The sequence below is a fragment of the Acidisarcina sp. genome (genome assembly GCA_035539175.1).
Taxonomy (GTDB): Bacteria; Acidobacteriota; Terriglobia; order Terriglobales; family Acidobacteriaceae; genus JANXZS01.
The window spans coordinates 138,945-159,747 of sequence record DATLIY010000009.1 but is presented as its reverse complement, the minus strand read 5'-3'; the positions used below and the strand labels follow the sequence as shown (position 1 = coordinate 159,747).

The 20,803-nt window shown below is 57.1% G+C and carries 24 protein-coding genes; 8 read left to right on the top strand and 16 right to left on the bottom strand.

Annotation, left to right across the window (positions count from 1 at the left end; translation table 11 throughout):
• Positions 1-165: 165 nt before the first annotated feature.
• The 4 genes from rimM to VM554_12320 all read right to left on the bottom strand — a co-directional run bounded on the left by rimM (position 166) and on the right by VM554_12320 (position 2,576).
• A complete protein-coding gene (gene rimM, locus VM554_12335; GenBank protein HVJ09161.1) occupies positions 166-789 on the bottom strand; it encodes a ribosome maturation factor RimM in 624 nt (207 codons plus the stop codon).
• Between the two features lie 47 nt (positions 790-836).
• Complete coding sequence (locus VM554_12330; protein HVJ09160.1) at positions 837-1,097, bottom strand: KH domain-containing protein; 261 nt, start codon at positions 1,095-1,097, stop codon at positions 837-839.
• A 243-nt stretch (positions 1,098-1,340) separates the two neighbouring features.
• A complete protein-coding gene (gene rpsP / locus VM554_12325; GenBank protein HVJ09159.1) occupies positions 1,341-1,586 on the bottom strand; it encodes a 30S ribosomal protein S16 in 246 nt (81 codons plus the stop codon).
• 180 nt (positions 1,587-1,766) lie between these two features.
• On the bottom strand, positions 1,767-2,576 hold the full coding sequence (locus VM554_12320) for an alpha/beta hydrolase-fold protein (GenBank protein HVJ09158.1): 810 nt from the start codon (positions 2,574-2,576) through the stop codon (positions 1,767-1,769).
• A gap of 189 nt (positions 2,577-2,765) precedes the next feature.
• Between VM554_12320 and VM554_12315 the strand changes: the two genes are divergently transcribed.
• Together VM554_12315 and VM554_12310 are read left to right on the top strand one after the other, a co-directional pair.
• Positions 2,766-3,473, top strand: a complete 708-nt coding sequence (locus VM554_12315; GenBank protein HVJ09157.1) for a glutamine amidotransferase — start codon at positions 2,766-2,768, stop codon at positions 3,471-3,473.
• A gap of 168 nt (positions 3,474-3,641) precedes the next feature.
• Complete coding sequence (locus VM554_12310; protein HVJ09156.1) at positions 3,642-4,691, top strand: hypothetical protein; 1,050 nt, start codon at positions 3,642-3,644, stop codon at positions 4,689-4,691.
• A 271-nt stretch (positions 4,692-4,962) separates the two neighbouring features.
• On the opposite strand, the gene VM554_12305 is transcribed toward VM554_12310, so the two are convergent.
• Positions 4,963-5,916 (bottom strand): L-lactate dehydrogenase, encoded by a 954-nt coding sequence (locus VM554_12305; protein HVJ09155.1) that lies wholly within the window; start codon positions 5,914-5,916, stop codon positions 4,963-4,965.
• A gap of 147 nt (positions 5,917-6,063) precedes the next feature.
• Here VM554_12305 and VM554_12300 point away from each other — a divergent pair, with 147 nt between their 5' ends.
• Together VM554_12300 and VM554_12295 are read left to right on the top strand one after the other, a co-directional pair.
• Positions 6,064-6,612, top strand: a complete 549-nt coding sequence (locus tag VM554_12300) for an NUDIX hydrolase (GenBank protein HVJ09154.1) — start codon at positions 6,064-6,066, stop codon at positions 6,610-6,612.
• A 9-nt stretch (positions 6,613-6,621) separates the two neighbouring features.
• The gene (locus VM554_12295) at positions 6,622-7,602 is read left to right on the top strand and encodes an aldo/keto reductase (GenBank protein HVJ09153.1); all 981 of its coding nucleotides are present in this window, start codon (positions 6,622-6,624) and stop codon (positions 7,600-7,602) included.
• A 71-nt stretch (positions 7,603-7,673) separates the two neighbouring features.
• Here VM554_12295 and VM554_12290 read toward each other — a convergent pair whose 3' ends face one another.
• The 3 genes from VM554_12290 to VM554_12280 form a co-directional block, all read right to left on the bottom strand.
• A complete protein-coding gene (locus VM554_12290; GenBank protein ID HVJ09152.1) occupies positions 7,674-8,162 on the bottom strand; it encodes a hypothetical protein in 489 nt (162 codons plus the stop codon).
• Between the two features lie 35 nt (positions 8,163-8,197).
• The gene (locus VM554_12285; protein HVJ09151.1) at positions 8,198-8,989 is read right to left on the bottom strand and encodes a hypothetical protein; all 792 of its coding nucleotides are present in this window, start codon (positions 8,987-8,989) and stop codon (positions 8,198-8,200) included.
• Positions 8,990-9,058: 69 nt separating this feature from the next.
• Entirely contained in the window at positions 9,059-9,460 is a 402-nt protein-coding gene (locus VM554_12280; GenBank protein HVJ09150.1) for a hypothetical protein, read from the bottom strand.
• Positions 9,461-10,619: 1,159 nt separating this feature from the next.
• Here VM554_12280 and VM554_12275 point away from each other — a divergent pair.
• On the top strand, positions 10,620-11,447 hold the full coding sequence (locus VM554_12275; protein ID HVJ09149.1) for a response regulator transcription factor: 828 nt from the start codon (positions 10,620-10,622) through the stop codon (positions 11,445-11,447).
• Between the two features lie 52 nt (positions 11,448-11,499).
• Here the strand turns inward: VM554_12275 and VM554_12270 are convergent, their stop codons facing one another.
• From VM554_12270 to hppD, 6 genes are all read right to left on the bottom strand, one after another.
• Positions 11,500-11,949, bottom strand: coding sequence for a MarR family transcriptional regulator (locus VM554_12270; protein HVJ09148.1), 450 nt, complete (start codon positions 11,947-11,949; stop codon positions 11,500-11,502).
• A 152-nt stretch (positions 11,950-12,101) separates the two neighbouring features.
• Positions 12,102-12,674 carry a YceI family protein gene (locus VM554_12265; GenBank protein ID HVJ09147.1) on the bottom strand — a complete coding sequence of 191 codons (573 nt, stop codon included), beginning with the start codon at positions 12,672-12,674 and terminating at the stop codon, positions 12,102-12,104.
• 444 nt (positions 12,675-13,118) lie between these two features.
• Entirely contained in the window at positions 13,119-13,730 is a 612-nt protein-coding gene (locus tag VM554_12260; GenBank protein HVJ09146.1) for a flavin reductase family protein, read from the bottom strand.
• 28 nt (positions 13,731-13,758) lie between these two features.
• Positions 13,759-14,907, bottom strand: a complete 1,149-nt coding sequence (locus VM554_12255; protein ID HVJ09145.1) for a homogentisate 1,2-dioxygenase — start codon at positions 14,905-14,907, stop codon at positions 13,759-13,761.
• A gap of 26 nt (positions 14,908-14,933) precedes the next feature.
• On the bottom strand, positions 14,934-15,890 hold the full coding sequence (locus VM554_12250; GenBank protein HVJ09144.1) for a fumarylacetoacetate hydrolase family protein: 957 nt from the start codon (positions 15,888-15,890) through the stop codon (positions 14,934-14,936).
• A gap of 4 nt (positions 15,891-15,894) precedes the next feature.
• On the bottom strand, positions 15,895-17,025 hold the full coding sequence (gene hppD, locus VM554_12245; protein HVJ09143.1) for a 4-hydroxyphenylpyruvate dioxygenase: 1,131 nt from the start codon (positions 17,023-17,025) through the stop codon (positions 15,895-15,897).
• A 223-nt stretch (positions 17,026-17,248) separates the two neighbouring features.
• Between hppD and VM554_12240 the strand changes: the two genes are divergently transcribed.
• From VM554_12240 to phoU, 3 genes are read left to right on the top strand one after another with little or no spacing between them, the layout of a single operon-like run.
• Positions 17,249-18,058, top strand: coding sequence for a phenylalanine 4-monooxygenase (locus VM554_12240; protein HVJ09142.1), 810 nt, complete (start codon positions 17,249-17,251; stop codon positions 18,056-18,058).
• 59 nt (positions 18,059-18,117) lie between these two features.
• Positions 18,118-18,339: a hypothetical protein gene (locus tag VM554_12235; protein ID HVJ09141.1), complete on the top strand. Its 222-nt coding sequence runs from the start codon at positions 18,118-18,120 to the stop codon at positions 18,337-18,339.
• Positions 18,340-18,374: 35 nt separating this feature from the next.
• Positions 18,375-19,088, top strand: coding sequence for a phosphate signaling complex protein PhoU (gene phoU / locus VM554_12230; protein ID HVJ09140.1), 714 nt, complete (start codon positions 18,375-18,377; stop codon positions 19,086-19,088).
• A gap of 208 nt (positions 19,089-19,296) precedes the next feature.
• On the opposite strand, the gene VM554_12225 is transcribed toward phoU, so the two are convergent.
• Both VM554_12225 and VM554_12220 read right to left on the bottom strand, forming a co-directional pair.
• On the bottom strand, positions 19,297-20,283 hold the full coding sequence (locus VM554_12225) for a bifunctional enoyl-CoA hydratase/phosphate acetyltransferase (protein HVJ09139.1): 987 nt from the start codon (positions 20,281-20,283) through the stop codon (positions 19,297-19,299).
• 158 nt (positions 20,284-20,441) lie between these two features.
• Positions 20,442-20,786 carry a DUF190 domain-containing protein gene (locus tag VM554_12220; protein ID HVJ09138.1) on the bottom strand — a complete coding sequence of 115 codons (345 nt, stop codon included), beginning with the start codon at positions 20,784-20,786 and terminating at the stop codon, positions 20,442-20,444.
• Between the last annotated feature and the right edge of the window lie 17 nt (positions 20,787-20,803).

The window sequence follows — 20,803 nt, the reverse complement described above, 5'->3', positions numbered from 1 at the left end:
TTGCTGCGATTCTACTTTTCGCTGCCGCAAGAGGCTCATGGAAAAGCTGTTGCTGTTTAAAATCAATCGCTTGCTATAAATACCTAAACCGAGACATGAACCGAAACCCTCGACAAGTACTTGAACAATCAAGCGGAGTGCGGGCGAATTTGTTAAAGCTGAGCTTTAACTATTTGGCTCTTCCGCAGAGGCCTCGGATTCTGCCTCGTGTTGCATCGCGGCGCGCTCGGCCTCGGTCAGGGGAGCGTTGATTTCCAGCAAGCCATCGGGCAGAGTCATCTCAATGCGCTTTTCGGCAACGTCCATTCGCTTTAGAAAATCTTTGGCAAAGGGGATGAGCGCTTCCTCGCCGCGTGGGCGTCGCACAATCAACAGCGGCACGGAGGTGGAGTCCATGTCGACGTCAGTGATCTCGCCAATGTCTTCCAGGCTCTCCCCGGCAAAGACGTGGCACCCGATCAATTCGCTGATGTAGGCTTCATCTTCCGCAAGAGCGGCACGCTCTTCGCGGGGGATGGCTACTTCCATTCCGCGGAGCGTCTCGGCATCGCTGATCGAGTCTATGCCGGCGAACTTGAGCACGACTCGCCCCTTGTGCAGCCAATGCTCCTGCAACTCCATCTCGCGAGGCGCGACAGGCTTTTTTGCAATCGTTGGAGGCAAAAGAAAAACTCTGTTGCGCTCATGGAATTTTTCAGGAAAATCGGTCAGCAGATCGGCAAGCACTTCGCCTCGGCGTCCCTGCGGGCGAACCAATCGTGCCAGTAATACCCATGTTTCTTCAGCCATCCGTGAGGCCCGTTACCTTACCTGAGACGGCCATCCGGGTGATCCTGTCACTCGGCCGGAGCCGCCGGAGTCTTGTCTTCTTCCAGAATATCCAGGGTAAATCGGTGATGCAGCTTCATACTCACCGCGCCCAGGATCGTTCGCATCGACCGCGCCGTGCGGCCCTGCTTGCCGATCACTTTGCCCACATCCTGCGGGGCAACGCGCAGCTTCAAGATCGTATTCTCATCGTGCTGGACAGATTCAACCACGACCGCGCCGGGATCATCGACGAGCGCGCGTGCAATTTCGGCCACTAGTTCTTGCATATTCTCTGCTTTTGTCATCGTTCGCCCCCCAACGGAAACCAGCCGCCTAAGGCAGCGCAATAGTAGCAGTCCCGACGCAGGAACAACAGTGGGATTGTCCGAGAAAGTACACTCGTCAACCTGCCATGGATCGTGCGTCAGTCATGGGGGAGGAGTATTGCGTTGGCCGGCTGAGAAACTCTTGTCCGGCCTCGCTGTCTTCTTGGAACTTCACAGGTACAGCAAGCCCTGGGAACCGGGGCGTCAGGCGGCCGCAGTCTCCGCAGGCAGAGTCTTTAACAGCTTGGCTACCCGTTCCGAGAGCTGGGCGCCCTTGCTGGTCCAGTAATCAATGCGCTCGCGCTTGAAGTCCAGAGTCGCGGGGCTGGTGCGGGGATTGTACGTGCCCACCACTTCAATGGAGCGGCCGTTGCGGGCGCGGTCCTTCTCAATTACCACTACTCGATAGTACGGCTGCTTACGCGCACCAAAGCGCGCCAAACGAATCATCAGCACAGGTCAAAATCCTTTCAAACTTGTATGTAGGGCTTAAGCCATTCAGGAAAAGAGCTCCAGGGTCAAGCTGAACAGCCCGGCCACACATTTCCCAACTCCTAAGTATTGCCGAAATCAGAGCTTTCCGCAACCCGCATCAGCTGATTTGCAGCGCAGCATGCGGGCTTTTCAACTCTATGCAGGAAAGAGGAAGCGCAGCATCGGAGCTACGCGGCCTGCCCATGCCGTTTCATCATGGGTGCCTCCGCGGACCAGTTCAAAATGAAGATCGTGGTCCCCGCGCCATCCGTTAGCGGCCAGCTTGCGGTGGAGCAACTCCGCTTCCTCGAAAGCCCGCCTGCCTTCGGCATCTCCAATGTCGAGCCAGATGCGGGGCCGCAGAGGATGCCGCTGTGCAACTTTTTGCACATATTCCACGATGTTTTGGTGGCTCCACCAGATTGCAGGCGACAGCACCGCCAGATTGCCAAATTTCTCCGGATACTTCAGACCCAGGTACAGCGTCACCAAGCCACCGAGCGAGGAACCACCCATGCCGGTGCTGTCGCGGTTCGTTCGGGTTCGATACGTGCGATCGATGAAGGGGATCAGCTCTCGCATGATCAGGTTGCCGTAAAGATCCGCATTCCCTCCGCCCATCTTCGCGTCGGGAATGTGGGTGTACTCCGACAGCCGCTGCGCACCGGCATGGTATATGCCCACGATGATGAGTGGCGCAACGCGGCCTGCAACAATCTCGGCATCGGCACGCTCGCGTACCTGCCACGTTTTGCCGGGAATGAAGGAAGTCTCCGGGTCGAACAGATTTTGTCCGTCATGCAGGTAAAGCACGGGATAGCGCCGCTCCGCATCTTCCTCGTAGCCGGGAGGCAGATAGACGACGATGTCGCGCTCCGGAAGAAAGTGGCTGTGCCACCTGCGATGGATCTGCAGCCGCGAGTTGCGACCCTCGCCAGCGGACGAGGGATAGAGGCCGGGGTGCATCGTTGAATCTATCTCCAAAATCGCGAAACACAGTCTCCTGCGAGATTCCGCTGCGCCATCCTCAGCGCCCGGCATCGTAGATCCCCGTTCGTAGATCCTTTGCTCTTACAGTAGCAGCAACCGCACATTCCCATTGCAACCATTCCCTCAGAGGTTGAAAGTTGCGCGATCCTGTCGGAATCTGAATGTATGAAGAAGATTCTGGCGATTCGCCATGTTGCTTTTGAGGACGTTGGCAGTTTTGCGGTCCCGTTCGGCAGGCTGGGTTTTGAGGTTTCCTACCGCGACGCGGGAACCGACGACCTGAAGCGGCTTTCGGCGGAGGAGCCAGATCTCGTCGTCCTGCTTGGGGGGCCAATCGGTGCTTGCGATGAGGCCGAGTACCCTTTCGTGCTGGACGAGCTGCGGATCGCGGAAGCGCGCCTTAAGAAGGATCTTCCTCTTCTCGGCATCTGCCTGGGAGCGCAAATCATGGCTCGTGCTCTGGGAGCGTGTGTGTATCCCGGACCGCGGAAGGAGATCGGCTGGAAGCCGCTGACGCTCACGGCTGCCCGCCTGTCGTCGCCAGTGCGGCATCTATCGCCCACGGCAACCAGCATGTTCCACTGGCACGGCGATACCTTCGATCTGCCGTCGGGCGCAACCCTGCTGGCTTCGACCGATATTTGCGCGAACCAGGCGTACTCCTGGGGGAGCCATGCACTGGCCTTTCAGTGTCATCCTGAACTGGTTGGAGCGCGCATCGAGCCGTGGCTGCTCGGTCACGCATGTGAGCTTGCGCAGAACAGCGTCCAGCCATCCACGATTCGACGAGAGACGCAGACCCTGAGTGCGGCACTCGAAGCCGCAGGACAAAGCTGTCTGGAGGAATGGTTGCGCCAGATGGGTCTCGTTTAGGCCAGAACGCGTGCCGGTATCTCCGAGCCTTGGGCGAAGATTTTTACACATCGCCGGACCAGTTTGCGCTTTACTGGGCTAAGGTGAGAGCAACGCGCCAGGCGGCTCTCTGCGGTTCATCTGACCAGGTATTGTACGTTCACCTGATTTTTTATAGGGGAGACGAACGTGAAGACAATCGGGGTCCTTTTTGGCATGGAGAATAGCTTTCCCGGCGCGTTGGTCGAACGGATCAACTCCCTGGGCCACGAGGATGTGCACGCGGAGTTTGTAGAGACAGGTGCAGTGCGGCTCGACAAACCTCCGGCCTACTCCGTCATTGTCGATCGCGTTTCGCATGACATTCCCTTCTACCGTGCTTTTCTTAAGTTCGCGGTACTGCACGGCACATACGTCATCAACAATCCCTTCTGGTGGTCGGCAGACGATAAGTTTTTCAATTACGCTCTGGCGGACAAACTGGGGGTAGCTGTGCCCAGGACGGCGATTCTGCCGCACAAGAAGCATCCCATCGGCACGACGGACCGCTCCATGCGCAATCTGGAGTATCCGTTGAAGTGGGATGATCTGTTTGACTCCATCGGCTTTCCCAGCTTCCTCAAGCCCATCGATGGTGGAGGCTGGCGGGATGTGTTTCACGTACACAATCGCGACGAGTTCTTCAACGCCTACGATCAGAGCCGCGACCTCTGCATGGTCCTGCAGCGGGCCGTGCACTTCAAGGAATATTTCCGCTGCTACGTTGTGGGCCAGGAGCATGTACGCGTGATGCCTTACGATCCGCGCCGGCCGCATGCAGAGCGGTATGTGCAGGATCCTCCGGCTTACGACAGGAAGCTGATCGCGAGAGTGAGGCGGGATGCCGTTACACTCTGCCGCGCTCTCGGTTACGACTTCAACACGGTGGAGTTTGCCGTCGAGGATGGAGTGCCTTATGCCATCGACTTCATGAATCCCGCGCCGGATGCAGATTTGAACTCAGTAGGAGCCGAGAGCTTTGAGTGGATTGTGAACGCCGTTGCCCAACTCGCGGTGAAAAAAGCAAAGGCTGCACCACATAAGCCGGAGTGCCGGTGGGCACAGCTCTTAGGAGCCGCGCCGAAGCCGTCAGCCAGAAAGAAGTCCTCGGCGAAGAAGTCGGCTGCGAAAAAATCCTCTGCAAAGAAGGCTGCATCGCAACCGCCAGCCTCGATTGCTGTTGAGGAACCGCACACGTAAGATTATCTGCGGCAGCTGCAAGGCGGTTTGAGACAAACTTCGCCGCGGCTCCAGGTGTTGAGGCCGGAGCAGGTATTCGCGGTGAACTCCAAAATCAGCGGTTGGCGAAGTCTATCGGCTGGCGCGATTCTCCTTCGCCGATAGCAAGCGGAGGAAATCGCGAAAACCCGCGCTCCTCCGCCAACCATGACCTTCTTAAGCAAGAGATGCATCAATTCGCGATGCTGTTGGTTTAGGCAGCAGTATCGTTCTGAGAATTCGCGCAAACCTTCTAGAATCCCAGCGAATGAACGACCTCGCAGATCCTGTCAGCGCTCGCCTTCAAACCCTCCATCTCGTCCACATTCATGGGCACAGGGAGTGCGGCTTCCACACCGCGCCGGTTGACGATACAGGGAATCGAAAGACATACGCCGGAAATTCCGCGATATTCGGTGAGCAGGGAACTAACCGGCAATACACGGTTCGCATCGTTCAGGATGGCTTCAAGGATGCTGCTCGCGGCGAGCCCGATGGCGTAATTCGTTGCGCCCTTACCGGCAATTACCTGGTCTGCCGCGGTGCGTACGCTTTCAAAGATATGCGTGCGATCATTGCCGGTCAGTTGGCCATGGCCGGGGACCGCCCATTGATCCAGAGGAACTGCGCCAATGCTTGCGCTCGACCACAGCGGGATTTCGCTGTCCCCATGCTCGCCAACAATGTAGGCATGCACATTCGGCACAGCGACAGCGCAGCGCTTCGCGATCAGATAGCGAAACCGTGAGCTATCGAGGACCGTTCCGCTGCCCAGCACCTGGTTTGCCGGCAGGCCGCTCAGTTTTTGAGCAATGTAGGTCATCACGTCTACCGGGTTGGTGACCATGAGCAGAACGGCATCCGGAGCCACGCGCAACACCTCGGGAATGATCTTGCGGCAGATGTTTGCGTTGGCTTCGGCTAGGTCCATGCGCGTCTGGCCCGGCTTCTGTTTCGCGCCGGCCGTCATGACGATCACATCGGAGCCTTCCAGCACATTCATGTCATCGGAGCCATTCACCTCAGCGACGGGGACAAATTGCAGCCCGTGATTCAGATCCAGTACTTCGGCATTCACCTTTTCCTGATTGACGTCGAAGAGGCTGATGCGTTGGCTGACTCCGCGTAGCATGCACGCATAGGCGATGGTTGCGCCTACGCTACCCGCGCCAATGATTCCGATCTTGTTGGTCCGTTGGTTTGCCATTTGATCGCAGCGTAACACGGCTATGTGCCGCCGCAATCGACCAAAGTCACAGAGGTGGCAGCAAACCGATGACAGCGAACCTTGAGAGAGAGGCCGGGCACGACACAGCGTATGGATGCTAGATTCATGACAGGTTCAAGAGGACCGATGAAGACCATCTCAAGCCGCATTGTTTATGAGAACCGCTGGATGCGTGTGCGGGAGGACGCGATTGAGCGCGCGGACGGCACCGCAGGTATTTATGGAGTTATCGAAAAGCCGGATTTTGCGCTGATTATCCCCATCGAGGAGGAGCACGTTTATCTGGTCGAGCAGCTTCGCTATCCGGTTGGAGCGCGCTTTCTGGAGTTTCCGCAGGGCACATGGGAGCAAAACCCCACTGCGGACCCGGCAGATGTGGCTCGCGGCGAGTTGCAGGAAGAGACGGGCCTGTTAGCGGATCGGATGGACTATCTCGGCCACCTCTATATCGCCTATGGAATGTCGAACCAGGGCTTCCACATATTTCGCGCCACCGGCCTTACACAGGGCGAGCCCAGCCTGGAGCCGGAAGAGCAGGACCTAACCGTCAAGCGCGTGACCATCGCGGAGTTCGAATCGATGATCCAAAGCGGCGGCATCAAGGACGCCGGCACGATCTCTGCCTGGATGCTGCTGAAAATGTACGAAGCCCGCCCTGGGGGTGAACGCATCTAATTCAGCATCATGTCTACGACTTCTACTCTTATCTCTACCCGTTCTCTTGGCAACTCTGATCTGCAACTTACCCCTATCGGTTTTGGCGCGTGGGCCATCGGTGGCGGCAACTGGGAGTTTGCCTGGGGCGCCCAGGACGATTCAGAATCGATCGCCGCGATCCAGCGAGCTCTCGACCTCGGTGTGAACTGGATTGACACGGCTGCCATCTATGGCCTGGGCCACTCAGAAGAGATGGTTGCCAAGGCGCTGAAGGGGCGGTCGAAAAAGCCATACATCTTTACCAAGTGCTCCATGCGCTGGCATGAGGATCGCAAGATCTATCGCAGCCTGAAGGCCGCCTCTCTGCAGGAGGAGTTGGAGAGCTCACTCCGCCGCCTGAATGTCGATGTCATCGATCTCTATCAGATTCACTGGCCTAATCCCGAGGCCGAGATTGAGGAAGGCTGGGAGACATTGGCTCGCTTCCAGCAGCAAGGGAAGGTGCGATACATCGGCGTATCGAACTTCAGCGTGGAGCAAATGGAGCGAGTCCTGCGGATTGCGCCGATCACCTCCCTGCAGCCGCCCTACTCTCTGCTGAACCGCGGAGTTGAGGCAGAGCTTTTGCCGTTCTGTCAGAAGCATGGAATTGGCGTCATCAATTACTCGCCGATGGCCTCCGGGCTATTGACCGGCAAGATGACTGCGGAGCGGATCCAGAAGCTCCCGGCGGATGATTGGCGGCGCAAGGCGCCACAGTTCAACGAGCCGAAGCTTTCTCGCAACCTCAAGCTGGTCGAATTACTCCGGGAGATTGGTAACAGCCATGGTGTCGAGCCCGGAGTGGTCGCCATCGCATGGACACTCCACAACCCTGCGGTGACAGCAGCAATCGTCGGCGCACGCCGGCCAGCCCAGATTGAGGGAACGGTGAAGGCAATGACATTCCGGCTGACGGAGGACGAGTTTACCCGCATTACCGCTTCTGTGGAGGAGAATCCTGCCTAAGGATTTACAGACTTGGAGGCAATGAAAAAGCGCGTCTCCAGGAGACGCGCTTTTTACGATCCGGTCTCGAACTACATCGCCGCCAGGAAGCGCGGAAAGAGCATGGTGGAGTGATCCTGAAACAGCATCGTCAAGCGGTGCAGCATCGCGCTATAGATTTCCGTCGCGCGGTGAGCATTGACCTCGGCAGCGACTGAGGACCGCGACAGGACATGCTGCGCAAGCGCCATAAGAACACAAATCCGAATTTGAAATGCATCGCTGCGGAGTGATTCCAGAATCTCTTCCGAGACGCCATCGCCGTGCTCGGCAGCATAATCGGCAAGCTGAATCAGAACCGGGGCGTTGCAGTACATCGCCCACAGGCCCTTGGCGCCGTCGATCTTTGCCCAGATTCCATGCGTGGTCGCCTTGATCGCTCCGCTATAGAGATAACGCTCGGAAACCTCTTCGAGCCCCCAGTCGTTGGCGCGAAGCCGGGCCACGATAGATTCCCAGCTCTCATTGGCCTTTTTTACCTGATTCCGCCGCCATCGGCCTGCATAAAGCAGTAGCAGCATCGTGACCAAAACCTGAAGCAGAGGGAGGACCATTGTTATCGCTCTCGATTCCTGGGTTTGTCGATTCCCGCTTGAAGAGCTAAACGCTCAGACCGTGTACTTCCTGCTATAGATAGCAGAAAATTTTCCATTTGTGGACTAAATTCTTTCCTCGGCGCTTCTTCACGGGCAAAGGACCAGATCCAGAAAGCCAGGGTACCCACGTAACTTGCGACCTGTATCTGTGCAAGTGGGTGAAACAAATGGGTTAAGCCCGTACTGCTCTGTGCGCTGGCGACGATCAGGCTGATCGCAGAGTAGAAGGCCAGGCCTGTAGCCAGTTGCAGCACATGGCTCTTCCAGCCAATCCCCAGCATCTGGGCAAACGCTGCGATCGATACAAAAATACCCAATCGGAGGACTGCCATTCCCAGGTTCATCTTTACGAAGATAACGCCGAGATGGGAAAGGGAATGAGGGGTGGAGTAAAAGGCAAAGATTGCGGTCACCGTGGCAGCCGCAACAAGAAAGCCAGCCAGGAGCCACACGACTCCGGCCGGCAAAGACTTCCGCACCGGCCGCACAATATTCGCCCCGATCTCAAACAGCAGCGCCAATTGAAAGAGGTAGTCAACTCCATTCATGGCGAAGTACGAGTCGAAATATCGCGTGGGAAATTGAGAATGAACCCAATATAAGAGCGGGTCTGTGACAAGCGCGGATATTAAATAGCCGGTGAAGATAGGGAAGGTCCGGTGCAGACCACGCGAAAAAATGGCGACGATCAGGATCGCCGTCGCGCCGTAGCCCGCCACCCACAACAAACTATCGATGCCAGGCAGGCTCACTGTTCACCTTCCGGTTGCAGAATAACTTAGCCGCCAGCCCTTTGAGGTAAAAACCTGCACAACCACCTCCTAAGCTAGCGAGTCCCCGGCAGGAGGAATGGGTTGCGGTGCACTTGGACTGCGGAACGAATCGCCAGCCGGGGGAATGGGCTGCGGAGCGCTGGGGCTGCGGAGAGCGGCAAAGGAGTCTCCAGCAGGAGGAATGGGCTGCGGTGCGCTTGGGCTGCGGAGAGCGGCAAAGGAGTCTCCGGCAGGAGGAATCGGTTGCGGTGCGCTTGGGCTGCGGAATGAATCACCAGCGGGAGGAATGGGCTGAGGAGCGCTGGGGCTGCGGAGAGCGGCAAAGGAGTCTCCAGCAGGAGGAATCGGTTGCGGTGCACTAGGGCTGTGGGTCGAAGCGAAAGACGTTGTTGCAATCGTCATGATTAGGGCGGTAACCAGGGCGGCAGACTTGTAGGACAGCGCGGTCATAAACAGGCTCCTAGAGTAGGAAATTCAGAGTGAGGTATTCATGTGTTAAGGGCAGGGTAGACCGATTTCTCTCTATCAGCTACAACTTTTTGGTTATAAATCGATTGTTTTTTTGTGACTTTGCCCTGTTGTACCTTTGCCTGGGCGGGATTACCTAAAGTCACGGTTTAGATTTTCATCGGCGATTCGCATCGCAGCCAAGCCCGTGAGAGGCCTTTCCAGATCTAAGGCAGATTCGAATCGGGGCCCGAAGTGCCATTTTTAATAGCCACTTAGTAACCCTCGTGCTGGGTCTTGACAAGGAATCCCGCCGTCCAACCATGTAGCCTTCCCAACGGGCGAACAAGGGGAATTACCGCGATTGGCGCGGACTTCACGAAGAAATAGGCGGCCAATTGTCGAGACACAGCGATCGCGATTTCGTTTTGCTGAACGAAACGGCGGATCACGCTTTGCGTGCCCATTGAGCTGAGCTGCTCCCTAACGGGGGCGATGAAGCCGCAGCAGGTTTGGCTGGCAGCAACCTGTCGATCCCTGGTCCGCGGCACGTAATTTCTTCAGAGGTAATTCCGGGATAGGTACTCTTCGGGTTCCCGTTTGCGACATTTTCACAGAACCTCTTTAGTTAGCAGCCAATGCCGCTGGCTATGGGGTGGTTTCTTTGCGGTAATCAGGGATTTGTGCAGAAAAGTGACGACTCGATTAACACTTTGGTGTTATTTCAAACTTTAGTCACGTGCAAATTCCGAAATTTCGCGCTATTGTGTAGAAACTTCCAGACTTGTAGGAAGACATTTTTCGGACGCCTTTCCCCATGGGGAGTGCTGATCATCCCGTGAAGCGCAACCGTTCCGTGACCGAAGACAGGTCGGCAGTGCGGTTTCCGCTTCGCTTACCGATGAGGGTTATCACTGACCACGGGATTATGGAGACGGTAACCGCAAATATTTCGTCGAGTGGTGTTCTCTTTGAGAGCGACCAGCTTCTACCGATTCACGCGCGTCTCCAATTTGCTTTGACTATGCCTGCTGTCACGCTGGGAACATCGGCTGACGTGATTATTCATTGTGTAGGCCACGTGGTGCGCTCCTACGCAAGCCCGCCAAGGTGTCATGCGGCGGCTGTCATTGATGAATATCGCTTCACGGAATGAATACTTATGGTTCCTGCCAAATCCAATTTTTTTGAAGAACCCGAATCTGAGCAGCCCGAGGCAGATACAGCCGCAACCCACGCTGTCATCCGTGTTCTCCTGGCGGATTCCCAGGCAATCTACCGCGTTGGCATGCGCAAAATATTCGCTCTTGAGGACGACATACGCGTCGTATCTCAGGTGGATTCCATCGCCGGTCTTCATGAGGCTGTCGAGCGCTTTCCCTGCGACATCGTGATGCTTGAGGGGAACCTGCTGAGCGGCACCACAGACGCGATTCCGGAGATCGTACGCCGCGCCCCCAACGTCAAGATCATCATTCAGACCATGGCGTCGGATGAATCGAACACAGTGGAGCTGTATCGTCGTGGAGTGCGTGGAATCATTCCGCGGTCCATCTCCCCCGATCTGCTGGTAAAGTGCGTGCGGAAGATCGCTGCGGGTGAGACCTGGATCGACAATCAGTCGGTCAACTGGGTCATCGAAGCGTATCGGTCGCAGGCGATGAATCCGACCAGCTCCCGTACCCAGCCTCGTCTCTCCCCCAAGGAGCTGGCAATCATCACCTGCATCACCCAGGGTAAGAGAAATAAGGAAATTGCCTATCAGCTCGGAACCACCGAGCAGGTGATCAAGAATTATCTGCGCAAGGTGTATGACAAGCTGGGCGTCTCGGACAGACTCGAGCTGGCGCTCTATTGCTTGCACCATGAGCTGCACAAATCTTCCCCAGAGGCGGCTGGAGGCTCCACTACCATAACCAGCGAGGCTCTCGAAGGCGGAAAGACAAACGGCCACGCGCCCGCGTCCCTTACCGAGGATGTGAGTCACTAACCAGGGGAATCCTGCCGCTCAACCTGCGGAATCGAAGCCGGATTCTCTGGGACTATTCGTGGAGTGTGTGTGCCGCAGCCGGAGCATTCTCTACAGGAGTGTCGGCTGACTGGCGAGCCTCCTCCAGCAGATCGATAAGCAACAGGAGCCGCTCCTGGCTCATATGTTTCACCTGATTCTGGATATAGCTGATTACCAGGGGATCCAGCTCTTTCAATTTCTCCAGTCCCGCTGGAGTGATCCAGGTATAAATCACGCGGCGATCGGTCTGATCCCGGCGCCGGCGAACCAGATTCTGCTTGGTCAGCCGATCCAGCAGCCGGGTGATGTCCGGGTCTTCGCTGATCATCCGCGAACCCAGATCATTGCAGGTCAGTCCCGACGGCGCGGCGCCCCGCAGGATGCGGAGCACGTTGTATTGTGCCGGGGTAAGCGCATACTGCTTCAGCATCTGTCGAAAGGAGCTCTGCAAACGGTCTGCTGTCCGTGACAGGTTCAGCATCGCTTCTTCTTCCAGCGTGGAGAAGGGTAGTGACTGTTTAATCTCCTCTTGGAGCTTCCTGACCATAGATCCACCCCGCAGAGACGTGCTGGAGGAATGCGCCTCAAGTGCTTCCGAGCGCATCCCCCCTGCGATTGTCCCTGCCGTATCTTTTACTGCTTGATTGCTTCCACGTCGAGAGAGACCTTCACATCGTCTCCCAGGATTCCGTTTCCGTAAGTGAGTCCGAAGTCGGCGCGGTGAATGCTGGTGGTGGCAGAGAATCCGCGGTGCGAGACACCCTTCGGATCGACCATAACCTGGCTGGGGCCATCCAGATCGAGAGTCACGCTCTTGGTCACTCCGTGCATGGTGAGGTCGCCGATCAGCTCCAGTTTGCCATCCTTCTTCACCAACTGCTTGCTCACAAAGGTCATATCAGGATACTTTGCCACATCGAAGAAGTCAGCGCTCTTCAAGTGGGTGTTGCGTTGCTCGACGCCGGTGTCGACAGTCGTGGTATCCACGGTGGCCTTAACAGAGGACTTGGTGATGTCCTTGTCGTCCAGGTTGATGGTTCCACTCACATTGCCGAAGTGTCCATGCACATTCGAAATGCCCATGTGGCGAATTACGAAATCAGCGGAGCTGTGCGCCGAATCGAACTTCCATGTCGAAGTCTGGGCGCTCGCTAGGGAAGCACCTACTGCCAATACTGTCGCTACTGCCAATGCCTTGAACTTCATCGATCAATCTCCTCTTGGGAAGCTGCTGCTGCTGGTTGTCGAGCTTTCCTGCGCCAAGCTGGCCGTGAACAAGCTCCACTTAAATGGATGATACAGCGAGATATTCGTTGCAACAAATATTTTGTTTTTTTAGAATTTGCTGAAAAATCTGCAGCTTGAGAGCAGGTTTGCCCTCGGCAGAATCACCGCCTCCGGTCTAGCGAAGCTGAAACCAGAAGAAAACGACTATACCAACAGCTAGCAGGATCGCGCCAAGAATAAATCCGCCGAGCAGAAAGCGGACGAGTTGCTGCTGTTCTGGCCTGGGTCGGGTGATCCCAAAAGTCGCGATGAACGTTTCCACAAGGAAGTCAAGAATGCGATTCAACGATGGACCTGCCTTTATGTTTTCTGATTCTCAGATTGGGCAAACATGAATTTCCAGCGATGGGTAGCGTGGAGCGGTCAGTGCGGCCGATCCATGTCAAAACGGTCGGTGGTACGGACGTACGTGGTCCCGGCCATGCGACCGATGGCCTTCAGCTTGGCAGGATCGATGCGAAACTCGGCGACCAATCCCTCGCGGACGTGGAAGCGCAGCACCTCGCCCAGCACGAGCACCCCTCCCATTGGCTTGTCGCTGACTCGGACTACCTGCAGCAGGCGGCACTCCATCTGCACATGCGACTCCGCAACGCGAGGGGGACGAACCAGTTCGCTGGCGAGCGGAGTGAGCCCGGAGATATCAAATTCATTGACCTCCGGCGGCACCTCGGCGGAACAAAGGTTCATCCGTTCCGCAAACTCCTCGGAAACGATGTTGACGACGAACTCACGAGTAGCCTCCACATTGCGCAGAGTATCCTTTTCCGGCGGACCGACACGGCGAAGCATGGGGCAGAAGCAGACGACCGGGGGATTGGCGCTGGCCGCTGTAAAGAAGCTGAAGGGAGCCAGGTTGCCAACTCCATTTGCATCCACGGTAGATACAAATGCGATGGGGCGCGGCACAATCGATCCCACCATCAATTTATAGATGTCCTGTGGGGCATAGTTCGCGGGATCGAAAGTCAGCATGTCTTGGGAGTCTTGCTCAGGCATGTTCTTATGGTACCGTTTCCGTTTGCCGGCGTTTTTTGTTTCGTGCTGCGGCGCCCCAGCTTGCCCAGTAATCTGCCCACTCCACCTGCTCTCCCGCGGGTAGCACATGGATGGGGTTCAGGCCGTCCAACATGACCGCGTACTCGTCGGTGTGCGTCTTCTTCCCCTGATTCGCAAGCGCCTTGGGGTGGGGGCCGTGGTGGATTCCGCGAGGGTGCAGCGTGGCATAACCGGGCTCGATGTTGTCCTTACTGAAGAAGTCTCCATCGTGGTAGAAGATGAATTCGTCGTAATCCGTATTGCGGTGGAAGAAGGGGACCTTCATCGCGTCGGCCTCCTGCTCCAGCGGGCGCGGAACAAAGCTGCAAACCACGGCTCCCTCGGTGACGAACGTGGTGTGTGCGCTCGGTGGTAGATGGGCCCGATGGCTCATCACCGGACGAATGTCGCGCAGGTTGATCTTCCATGCCGTCAAGTCGCCCTTCCACCCGATGACGTCAATAGGGTTGAAGGGGTAGAAGACCTTGGAGTGCTCGCCTTCACAGCGGATGCGCACCTCCCACTCGTCGCGATCCTCGGCCTTCGAGGAAAGCGGCGAGGGCTCAGGCACGACAATGACCGCAGGATCGTAGAGAGCATGCTGACCGAGAAGGCCGCGCTCCGGCTGATTGAACTCCGCCTTCGATTGGATGATGAGGAAGAAATTATCCTCCACCGCCGGCACCACGCGGTAGGTAACGGAGCGGGGAAGCACGATGTAATCGCCCTTCTCGTACTCCAGCGGACCAAAGTCCGTCTCGATGCTGCCATGTCCGCGATGGACAAAGTACAATTCGTCTCCATCACTGTTACGAAAATAAAACGGCATGGGCCGGGACCGACGGGACACGGAGAGGAGCACATCCTGGTTGTGGAGAAAGGTCTCCGGCCCTCCTGCCGGGTCTTTATGGTCGCCTGGCTCCAGCTTGTTCAGATCGAAAAGATGCGGCCGGAGTTTCCCCTCGAAGCGAATCCAGTCTGTCGGCGGATGTGTGTGGTAAAGGTGCGCGGCTTTTCCGTAGAAACCTTTGCGCCCATGTTCTTCTTCGTAAGTACCCTGCGGTAGTCCAACGTGCGCTTGTTGTGCGGTCTTGCCTTTTTTCAGGGGAAACATAGGGCACTCTCCGTTTGTGGCTCCGCTTACTTTCGCACTACGCGATTGCGCAGTACTCCTATCTTTTCGATTTCCAGTTCGAGTGTGTCGCCCGGCTGAACCCACTTGTCCAACTCCAGTCCGCAGCCCGTTCCTACGGTTCCCGAGCCGATGATGTCGCCGGGATAGATGGTGTCATCCAGGGTGAGGAACTCAATCATCTGTTCAAATTTCCAATGCAGATCGCCGGAGTAGCCACGAGACCATTCTTCGCCGTTCACGCGTGCGGTCATCACCAGGTCGTAGGGATTGGTCAGTTCATCGGCGGTCACCATCCATGGTCCCAGTCCAGAGCACCAGTGCTTTCCCTTCGCAGGTCCGAGGCGAACTTTCATCTCGCGCTTTTGCATATCCCGCGCGCTGAAGTCATTCAGGATGGTGTATCCAGCGATGTACTGGCGTGCCTCTTCGGCCTTGATATTGCGGCCTTCCCGCCCGATGATAGCGGCCAGTTCCAGCTCATAGTCAAATCGCTCCGTAAAGCTCGGCCACAGCACGTCCTGGTCGGAGCCGATAAGGTTGTGGTGGCCTGTCTGGTAGTAGACGGGTATCTCGTACCACTCCTTCGGCATGGCCTCATTGCGCTTCTCAAAGCCGCTCTGGACGTGGGCCTCAAAGGCGTAGAAGTCGCGCAGGGAACGCGCATCCGGCAGCGGCGTCAGCATCCGGATTTCATCATGGCGATACCGGAGCGTCTCGCCGTGCTTGCCCTGCCACAGATGCGCAGGAAGATAGGCGATGGCGTCCAGGGTTGTCTTGTGCGTGAGCGTGCCGCCTTCGAGCCACGCAAGCAGCGAAGGCGGCACCAGGGCATCGGCGTGCCGCGAATTCTCCAGGTGCAATGCCGCTGCAAAGTTAAGGTCGATGACGCTGTCGGAACAGACGGCGCCGAGCCGGCGAAAGCTTCCTAAATGGGTCTGCACTTCGAACGTGCACAGCTTCATGCGCTTACCTTAATAGATTTCCACGTGCCGCCTGCTCGCGCTCAATGGCCTCGAAGAGCGCTTTGAAGTTTCCTTTGCCAAAACTCCGGCTGCCTTTGCGCTGGATGATCTCAAAGAAGAGCGTGGGCCGATCCTCGACAGGGCGCGTAAAGATCTGGAGCATGTAGCCTTCCTCATCTCGATCGACGAGAATCCCCAGCTTCTCCAACTCTTCCAGTGGCTCATCGATGCGGCCAACGCGGCTCTCCAGCGCGGAATAGTAAGCGTGCGGTATGGAGAGAAACTCAACCCCCTGCTGCTTCAGCAAGGCCACAGTCGCCAGAATGTCGCTGGTTGCCATAGCGATATGTTGGACCCCGGATCCATGGTAGTACTCAAGGTACTCCTCGATCTGCGACTTCCTACGGCCCTCTGCCGGCTCATTGATTGGAAACTTGACGCGGCCGTTCCCGTTGCTCATCACCTTGGACATCAGTGCGGAGTACTCGGTCGAAATATCCTTGTCGTCAAAGTGCTGGTATAGCTCGAACCCCATGACGTTCCGGTAGAAGTCAACCCAGCGGTCCATTTCGTGCCAGCCCACATTTCCCACCACGTGATCGACATGCTGCAAACCGGCAGGGCGCGCCTGGGGATCGTTCGCGATGGCGCGATAGCCAGGGAGAAATGGGCCATAGTAGCGGCGGCGCTCGACGAAGGTGTGAACCGTGTCTCCATACGTAGCGATCGACGCAATATGGACGATGCCATATTCATCTCTCAGTTCCGTAGGTTCGAGAACACTGCGGGCGCCACGTTTGGTTGTTTCCTTCCATGCCTGCCTGGCGTCATCAACCCACAGGGCTATGTCACGCACGCCGTCTCCATGGCGGTGGATGTGTTCTGCTATTTCGCCGTCGGGGCGCAGCGGAGTGGTGAGGACGAAGCGGATCTTGCCTTGCTGGACGACGTAGGAGGCGCGGGTGCGAAGTCCTGTCTCAGGTCCGGCATACGCGACCAGAGTCATGCCAAACGCAACTCGGTAGTAATAGGCAGCCTGGCGCGCATTACCCACGTACAACTCAATATGATCGGTACCATTCAGGGGCAGAAAGTCATGCCTGGTTTCTACTTCGGGATGTGTAAGCGTGGACATGGTGTAATACTCCCCACGTTTAAGATGCATCGGTTGGGGTCAGCATCTGGCCCCAACGACCACATACGATACACCCTGGAGCAATGTGCTGGCAGGCTTCCCGGTGGAAGCTGCAATTCAGTAATGTGAAACTCATTCCCAGCCCCGCCTGGCCTGATTGACATCGGATGAACATAAGGCGCAAAGTTGCGGAGGTTTCGCAGCTTGTGTCGGGGTATATGCCATGAATCCCGAGGTCGTGAAGAATCACGGAAGAGAAGGGTACCTTGCCAGCCAGAGGCCGGCTGCAGAGATTGACCGCAAGAGCCTCCCGATTGCTGGACAATATCTTATCCAGCAGGATTGGTGCGCGTACACGCAGGATCAGCATGCGGTGTGGGCCGAGCTTGTGCGCCGGCGCATGACGCAACTGCGTCAGCATGCCTGCCGCGAGTACCTGCAAGGGTTCGAAGTGATTGGGCTGCGTGAGGATTCGATTCCGAACCTGGCGGATGTGAATGAGCGCCTGCAGCCACGCACGGGCTGGCGCGCCACCCCGGTGAGCGGCTTCCTGCCTCCCGATGCATTCTTTGAGATGCTGGCGGCGCGGCAGTTTCCGACGACCACATATCTGCGCAGCCGGGAATCGCTGGACTATACTCCCGAGCCCGATATCTTTCATGACGTCTTTGGGCATGTTCCGATGCACGCCCACCCGGTATTTGCAGATTTTCTGCAGCATTACGGCAGGGTCTGCGCAGCGCTCACCAACCATGAGGATCTGGAGCGCATGGGGCGGCTCTTCTGGTTCACGGTCGAGTTTGGGGTGATACGGCAGGAGGGAGCGATCCGGCTTTACGGCAGCGGGCTGATCTCCTCGCAGGGAGAGTCCGAGCATGTCGTTCGCGGCGGCCCGGAGATTCGCGACTTCAATCTGGACCAGGTGATGGAGCAGCGCTTTTCCACCTCGGAAATGCAGCCGGTGCTCTACGCGGTGGAGTCGTTCGACGAGATTTACCAGGCAGCCCAGCAGGCCGAATCACGGCTTGGCTGACAGGTTTTCGCGTGCCGCAGCGAAAAGGTAGGCACGCTGATGCTACGGAGGTAGTTACAATGAGATCCCGTTGGCAGATGGAGACGGGCCATCTCGCGTGGCATTGGTCGATGCCGGGTTCTGAGCCGGGGCAGCGCGTCCCATATCACCCGCGCTGGATGCAGGAGAGTTCCAGCATTCCAAGTTCTTATGTGCAGGCGATCCCCGATTTTGCCAGTTATAGCCCATTTAGAGGAGTTTTCTGGTTCTATCCCCATGGCGTAGACCGTGACTCCGAATAGGCCGAGGGATTCAAACTGTCAAAATTAGCGACTTTGTGACAGTGATTGATGCACAATTCAAGTTGGAGATTCCGAATTTGCCACGCATTCACTTCCAGCAGCAACTGGCTGAATTGAAAGACAAGCTTCTTGCGATGGCTGCTCTTGCCCAGCAGGCCGTCGAGTCCGCAGTCGAAGCGAACCTGCGCCGTGATCCAAAGCTTTGCGAGTATGTTCGCGAGAACGAGACGGCGATTAATAGTGCGCAGCGCGATCTGGACGAGATGGCGTATGAACTGCTCGCAAAGGAGCAGCCCATGGCGATCGACTTGCGCTTCATTCTTGCGGTGATCAAGATCAATGGCGACCTGGAGCGCATCGGAGACCAGTCGATGAGCATTGCCATCCGCACGCAGGAGATGATCAAGATGCCGGAAGTCGAACTGCCTGTGGATTTTGGCGGGATGGGTGAGTTTGCCGGGCGGATGATCCGCACATCGATTCAGGCGCTGCTGAATGCGGATGCCCAAGTCGCCGATTCGGTTCTGGAGATGGACGACGAGATCGACCGGATGAACCGCGCAGCCCACAGCGAACTGCTCCAGGTGATTCAGAAGCAGCCGGACTATACGATGCAGGCGCTGAACTCTATCCTGATCGCACGCAGCCTGGAGCGGATCGCCGATCACGCCACCAATATCGCGACGGACGTCATCTTCTGGGTGCGCGGCGCGGATATCCGCCACCAGCTCAGCCTGGCGATTGACTAGCAGATGGACACGTAGTCGGCGGCACTCCCGCTGAGGTTGTCATCCTGAGCGAAACGCACCACTAGCGAAACGCACCACTATTGTCATCCTGAGCGAAGCGAAGGACCTGCTTTTACCACGACAACACAGCACCGCAGCAGCATGTTGCAGGCATGCCACGAACCCAGTCTCATTCCGATAGGGCCTCCATTTCGGAGGCCCTATCCTCTTAGGCCTTCGGCGCTGCCAGACTCGCATAGTGGAGAAGGACTGCGACTGCTGTCGAGGCGAGTCTCGCCTCTGCGGAGTCAGCGCGACTGGTGAGGATGATCGGCACCCGGCTACCGACGACGATGCCTGCTAACTGGGCGCCGCCAAGATACTCCAACTGCTTGGCAAGCATATTTCCCGATTCCACATCGGGCACCATGAGAATATCCGCCTCCCCGGCAACGCTGGAGACGAGTCCCTTGATCTTTGCTGCCTGGGCGCTCACCGCGGTATCGAAGGCGAGTGGGCCATCGAGGATACCGCCCGTGATCTGGCCGCGATCCGCCATCTTGCAGAGGGAGGCTGCATCCAGAGTGGAGAGAATCTTTGGGCTTACCGTCTCTACGGCGGAGAGCAGAGCGACCTTCGGTTCCGGGATGCCGAGAGCGTGGGCCAGGTTAATGCAGTTTTGCACGATATCAACCTTGTCCACCAGCGTGGGATAGATGTTGATGGCAGCATCCGTGATGAGGAGGGTGCGATTGTAAGCTGGCGTATCCAGCAGGAAGACATGGCTGATCAGCCGCCCGGCTCGCAGGCCCAGATCCTTGTCCAGGCAGGCTTGAATCAGTTCGTCGGTGTGCAGGCTGCCCTTCATCAGCGCCTGGCACTCGCCAGAGCGGCAGAGGGCCACCGACCTGGTAGCTGCCTCGCTCTCACTGGCGGCATTTATCAGGCGATATTTGCTGATGTCCAGATTAAGCGACCGGGCGAGCGCCTCCATCTGTTCCAACGGGCCCACAAGGACGGGCACGATCAATCCCTCATCCGCGGCCTCCGTCGCGCCAGAAAGGGCCACATCGGTGAGCGGCCAGCAGACGGCCACGTTGATCGCGGGCAGGTCCTTGCAGCGGACGAGAAACTTGTCAAAGACGTGAAAGTCGGGCGGATGCACAACCAGCGGTTCAGCCACACCGCCCTCGGCAAGGGGAGCCAGATCACTCATTAGCTTTTACTCCTCAATCGGCGAATGAATTGCACGAAGCCTGGATTGCCAGCCTCCCTATTTTGCTCCGGGGCGTTCCGGGGCGATGTGTGCAACGTCACTCCTTGTCAACTTGTGTCTGGCGGGGAATCGACCGCCTTGCGAAATTCACCCTGCATTCACTTCAACAGAGAACCGCTGTCCTCTGAAGGCTTGGGCGGCGGGGGACGGAAGATCAGCACTTCCTGCGTGGAGAGCAAACCGCCCTTGACCGTCTCGGCCAGTTTGGGAAACCACTGTTCCAGTTTATCCGGCGTATCGACAAATTGCAGAATGACAGGAAGATCGACCGAAAGGTCAACCAGAGCCGAGGTGTGCATGTGGTGATGGCTCCCGAATCCGGCAAACGCATGTACCGCAGTTGCTCCCGCGACCTCGTGGTGGAACAGGAAATCAAGGACGGCTGGAACGCGGTCTTCCTTCAGATACATGGTGACGCGGATCGCCTTGACTGGCATGAGCATAGGTACGCTCCTAACGA

Coding starts and splice junctions, on each gene's coding strand:
- VM554_12255 (HVJ09145.1), bottom strand. CDS start 14,907: ATGTTTCCCCTGAAAAAAGGCAAGACCGCACAACAAGCGCACGTTGGA.
- VM554_12235 (HVJ09141.1), top strand. CDS start 18,118: ATGAGATCCCGTTGGCAGATGGAGACGGGCCATCTCGCGTGGCATTGG.
- VM554_12225 (HVJ09139.1), bottom strand. CDS start 20,283: ATGAGTGATCTGGCTCCCCTTGCCGAGGGCGGTGTGGCTGAACCGCTG.
- VM554_12270 (HVJ09148.1), bottom strand. CDS start 11,949: ATGCTGAACCTGTCACGGACAGCAGACCGTTTGCAGAGCTCCTTTCGA.
- VM554_12240 (HVJ09142.1), top strand. CDS start 17,249: ATGAATCCCGAGGTCGTGAAGAATCACGGAAGAGAAGGGTACCTTGCC.
- VM554_12305 (HVJ09155.1), bottom strand. CDS start 5,916: ATGGCAAACCAACGGACCAACAAGATCGGAATCATTGGCGCGGGTAGC.
- VM554_12275 (HVJ09149.1), top strand. CDS start 10,620: ATGGTTCCTGCCAAATCCAATTTTTTTGAAGAACCCGAATCTGAGCAG.
- rpsP (HVJ09159.1), bottom strand. CDS start 1,586: ATGATTCGTTTGGCGCGCTTTGGTGCGCGTAAGCAGCCGTACTATCGA.
- VM554_12260 (HVJ09146.1), bottom strand. CDS start 13,730: ATGCTGACTTTCGATCCCGCGAACTATGCCCCACAGGACATCTATAAA.
- VM554_12280 (HVJ09150.1), bottom strand. CDS start 9,460: ATGACCGCGCTGTCCTACAAGTCTGCCGCCCTGGTTACCGCCCTAATC.
- VM554_12315 (HVJ09157.1), top strand. CDS start 2,766: ATGAAGAAGATTCTGGCGATTCGCCATGTTGCTTTTGAGGACGTTGGC.
- VM554_12250 (HVJ09144.1), bottom strand. CDS start 15,890: ATGAAGCTGTGCACGTTCGAAGTGCAGACCCATTTAGGAAGCTTTCGC.
- rimM (HVJ09161.1), bottom strand. CDS start 789: ATGGCTGAAGAAACATGGGTATTACTGGCACGATTGGTTCGCCCGCAG.
- VM554_12265 (HVJ09147.1), bottom strand. CDS start 12,674: ATGAAGTTCAAGGCATTGGCAGTAGCGACAGTATTGGCAGTAGGTGCT.
- VM554_12330 (HVJ09160.1), bottom strand. CDS start 1,097: ATGCAAGAACTAGTGGCCGAAATTGCACGCGCGCTCGTCGATGATCCC.
- VM554_12300 (HVJ09154.1), top strand. CDS start 6,064: ATGAAGACCATCTCAAGCCGCATTGTTTATGAGAACCGCTGGATGCGT.
- VM554_12320 (HVJ09158.1), bottom strand. CDS start 2,576: ATGCACCCCGGCCTCTATCCCTCGTCCGCTGGCGAGGGTCGCAACTCG.
- hppD (HVJ09143.1), bottom strand. CDS start 17,025: ATGTCCACGCTTACACATCCCGAAGTAGAAACCAGGCATGACTTTCTG.
- VM554_12290 (HVJ09152.1), bottom strand. CDS start 8,162: ATGCTGCTACTGCTTTATGCAGGCCGATGGCGGCGGAATCAGGTAAAA.
- VM554_12220 (HVJ09138.1), bottom strand. CDS start 20,786: ATGCTCATGCCAGTCAAGGCGATCCGCGTCACCATGTATCTGAAGGAA.
- VM554_12295 (HVJ09153.1), top strand. CDS start 6,622: ATGTCTACGACTTCTACTCTTATCTCTACCCGTTCTCTTGGCAACTCT.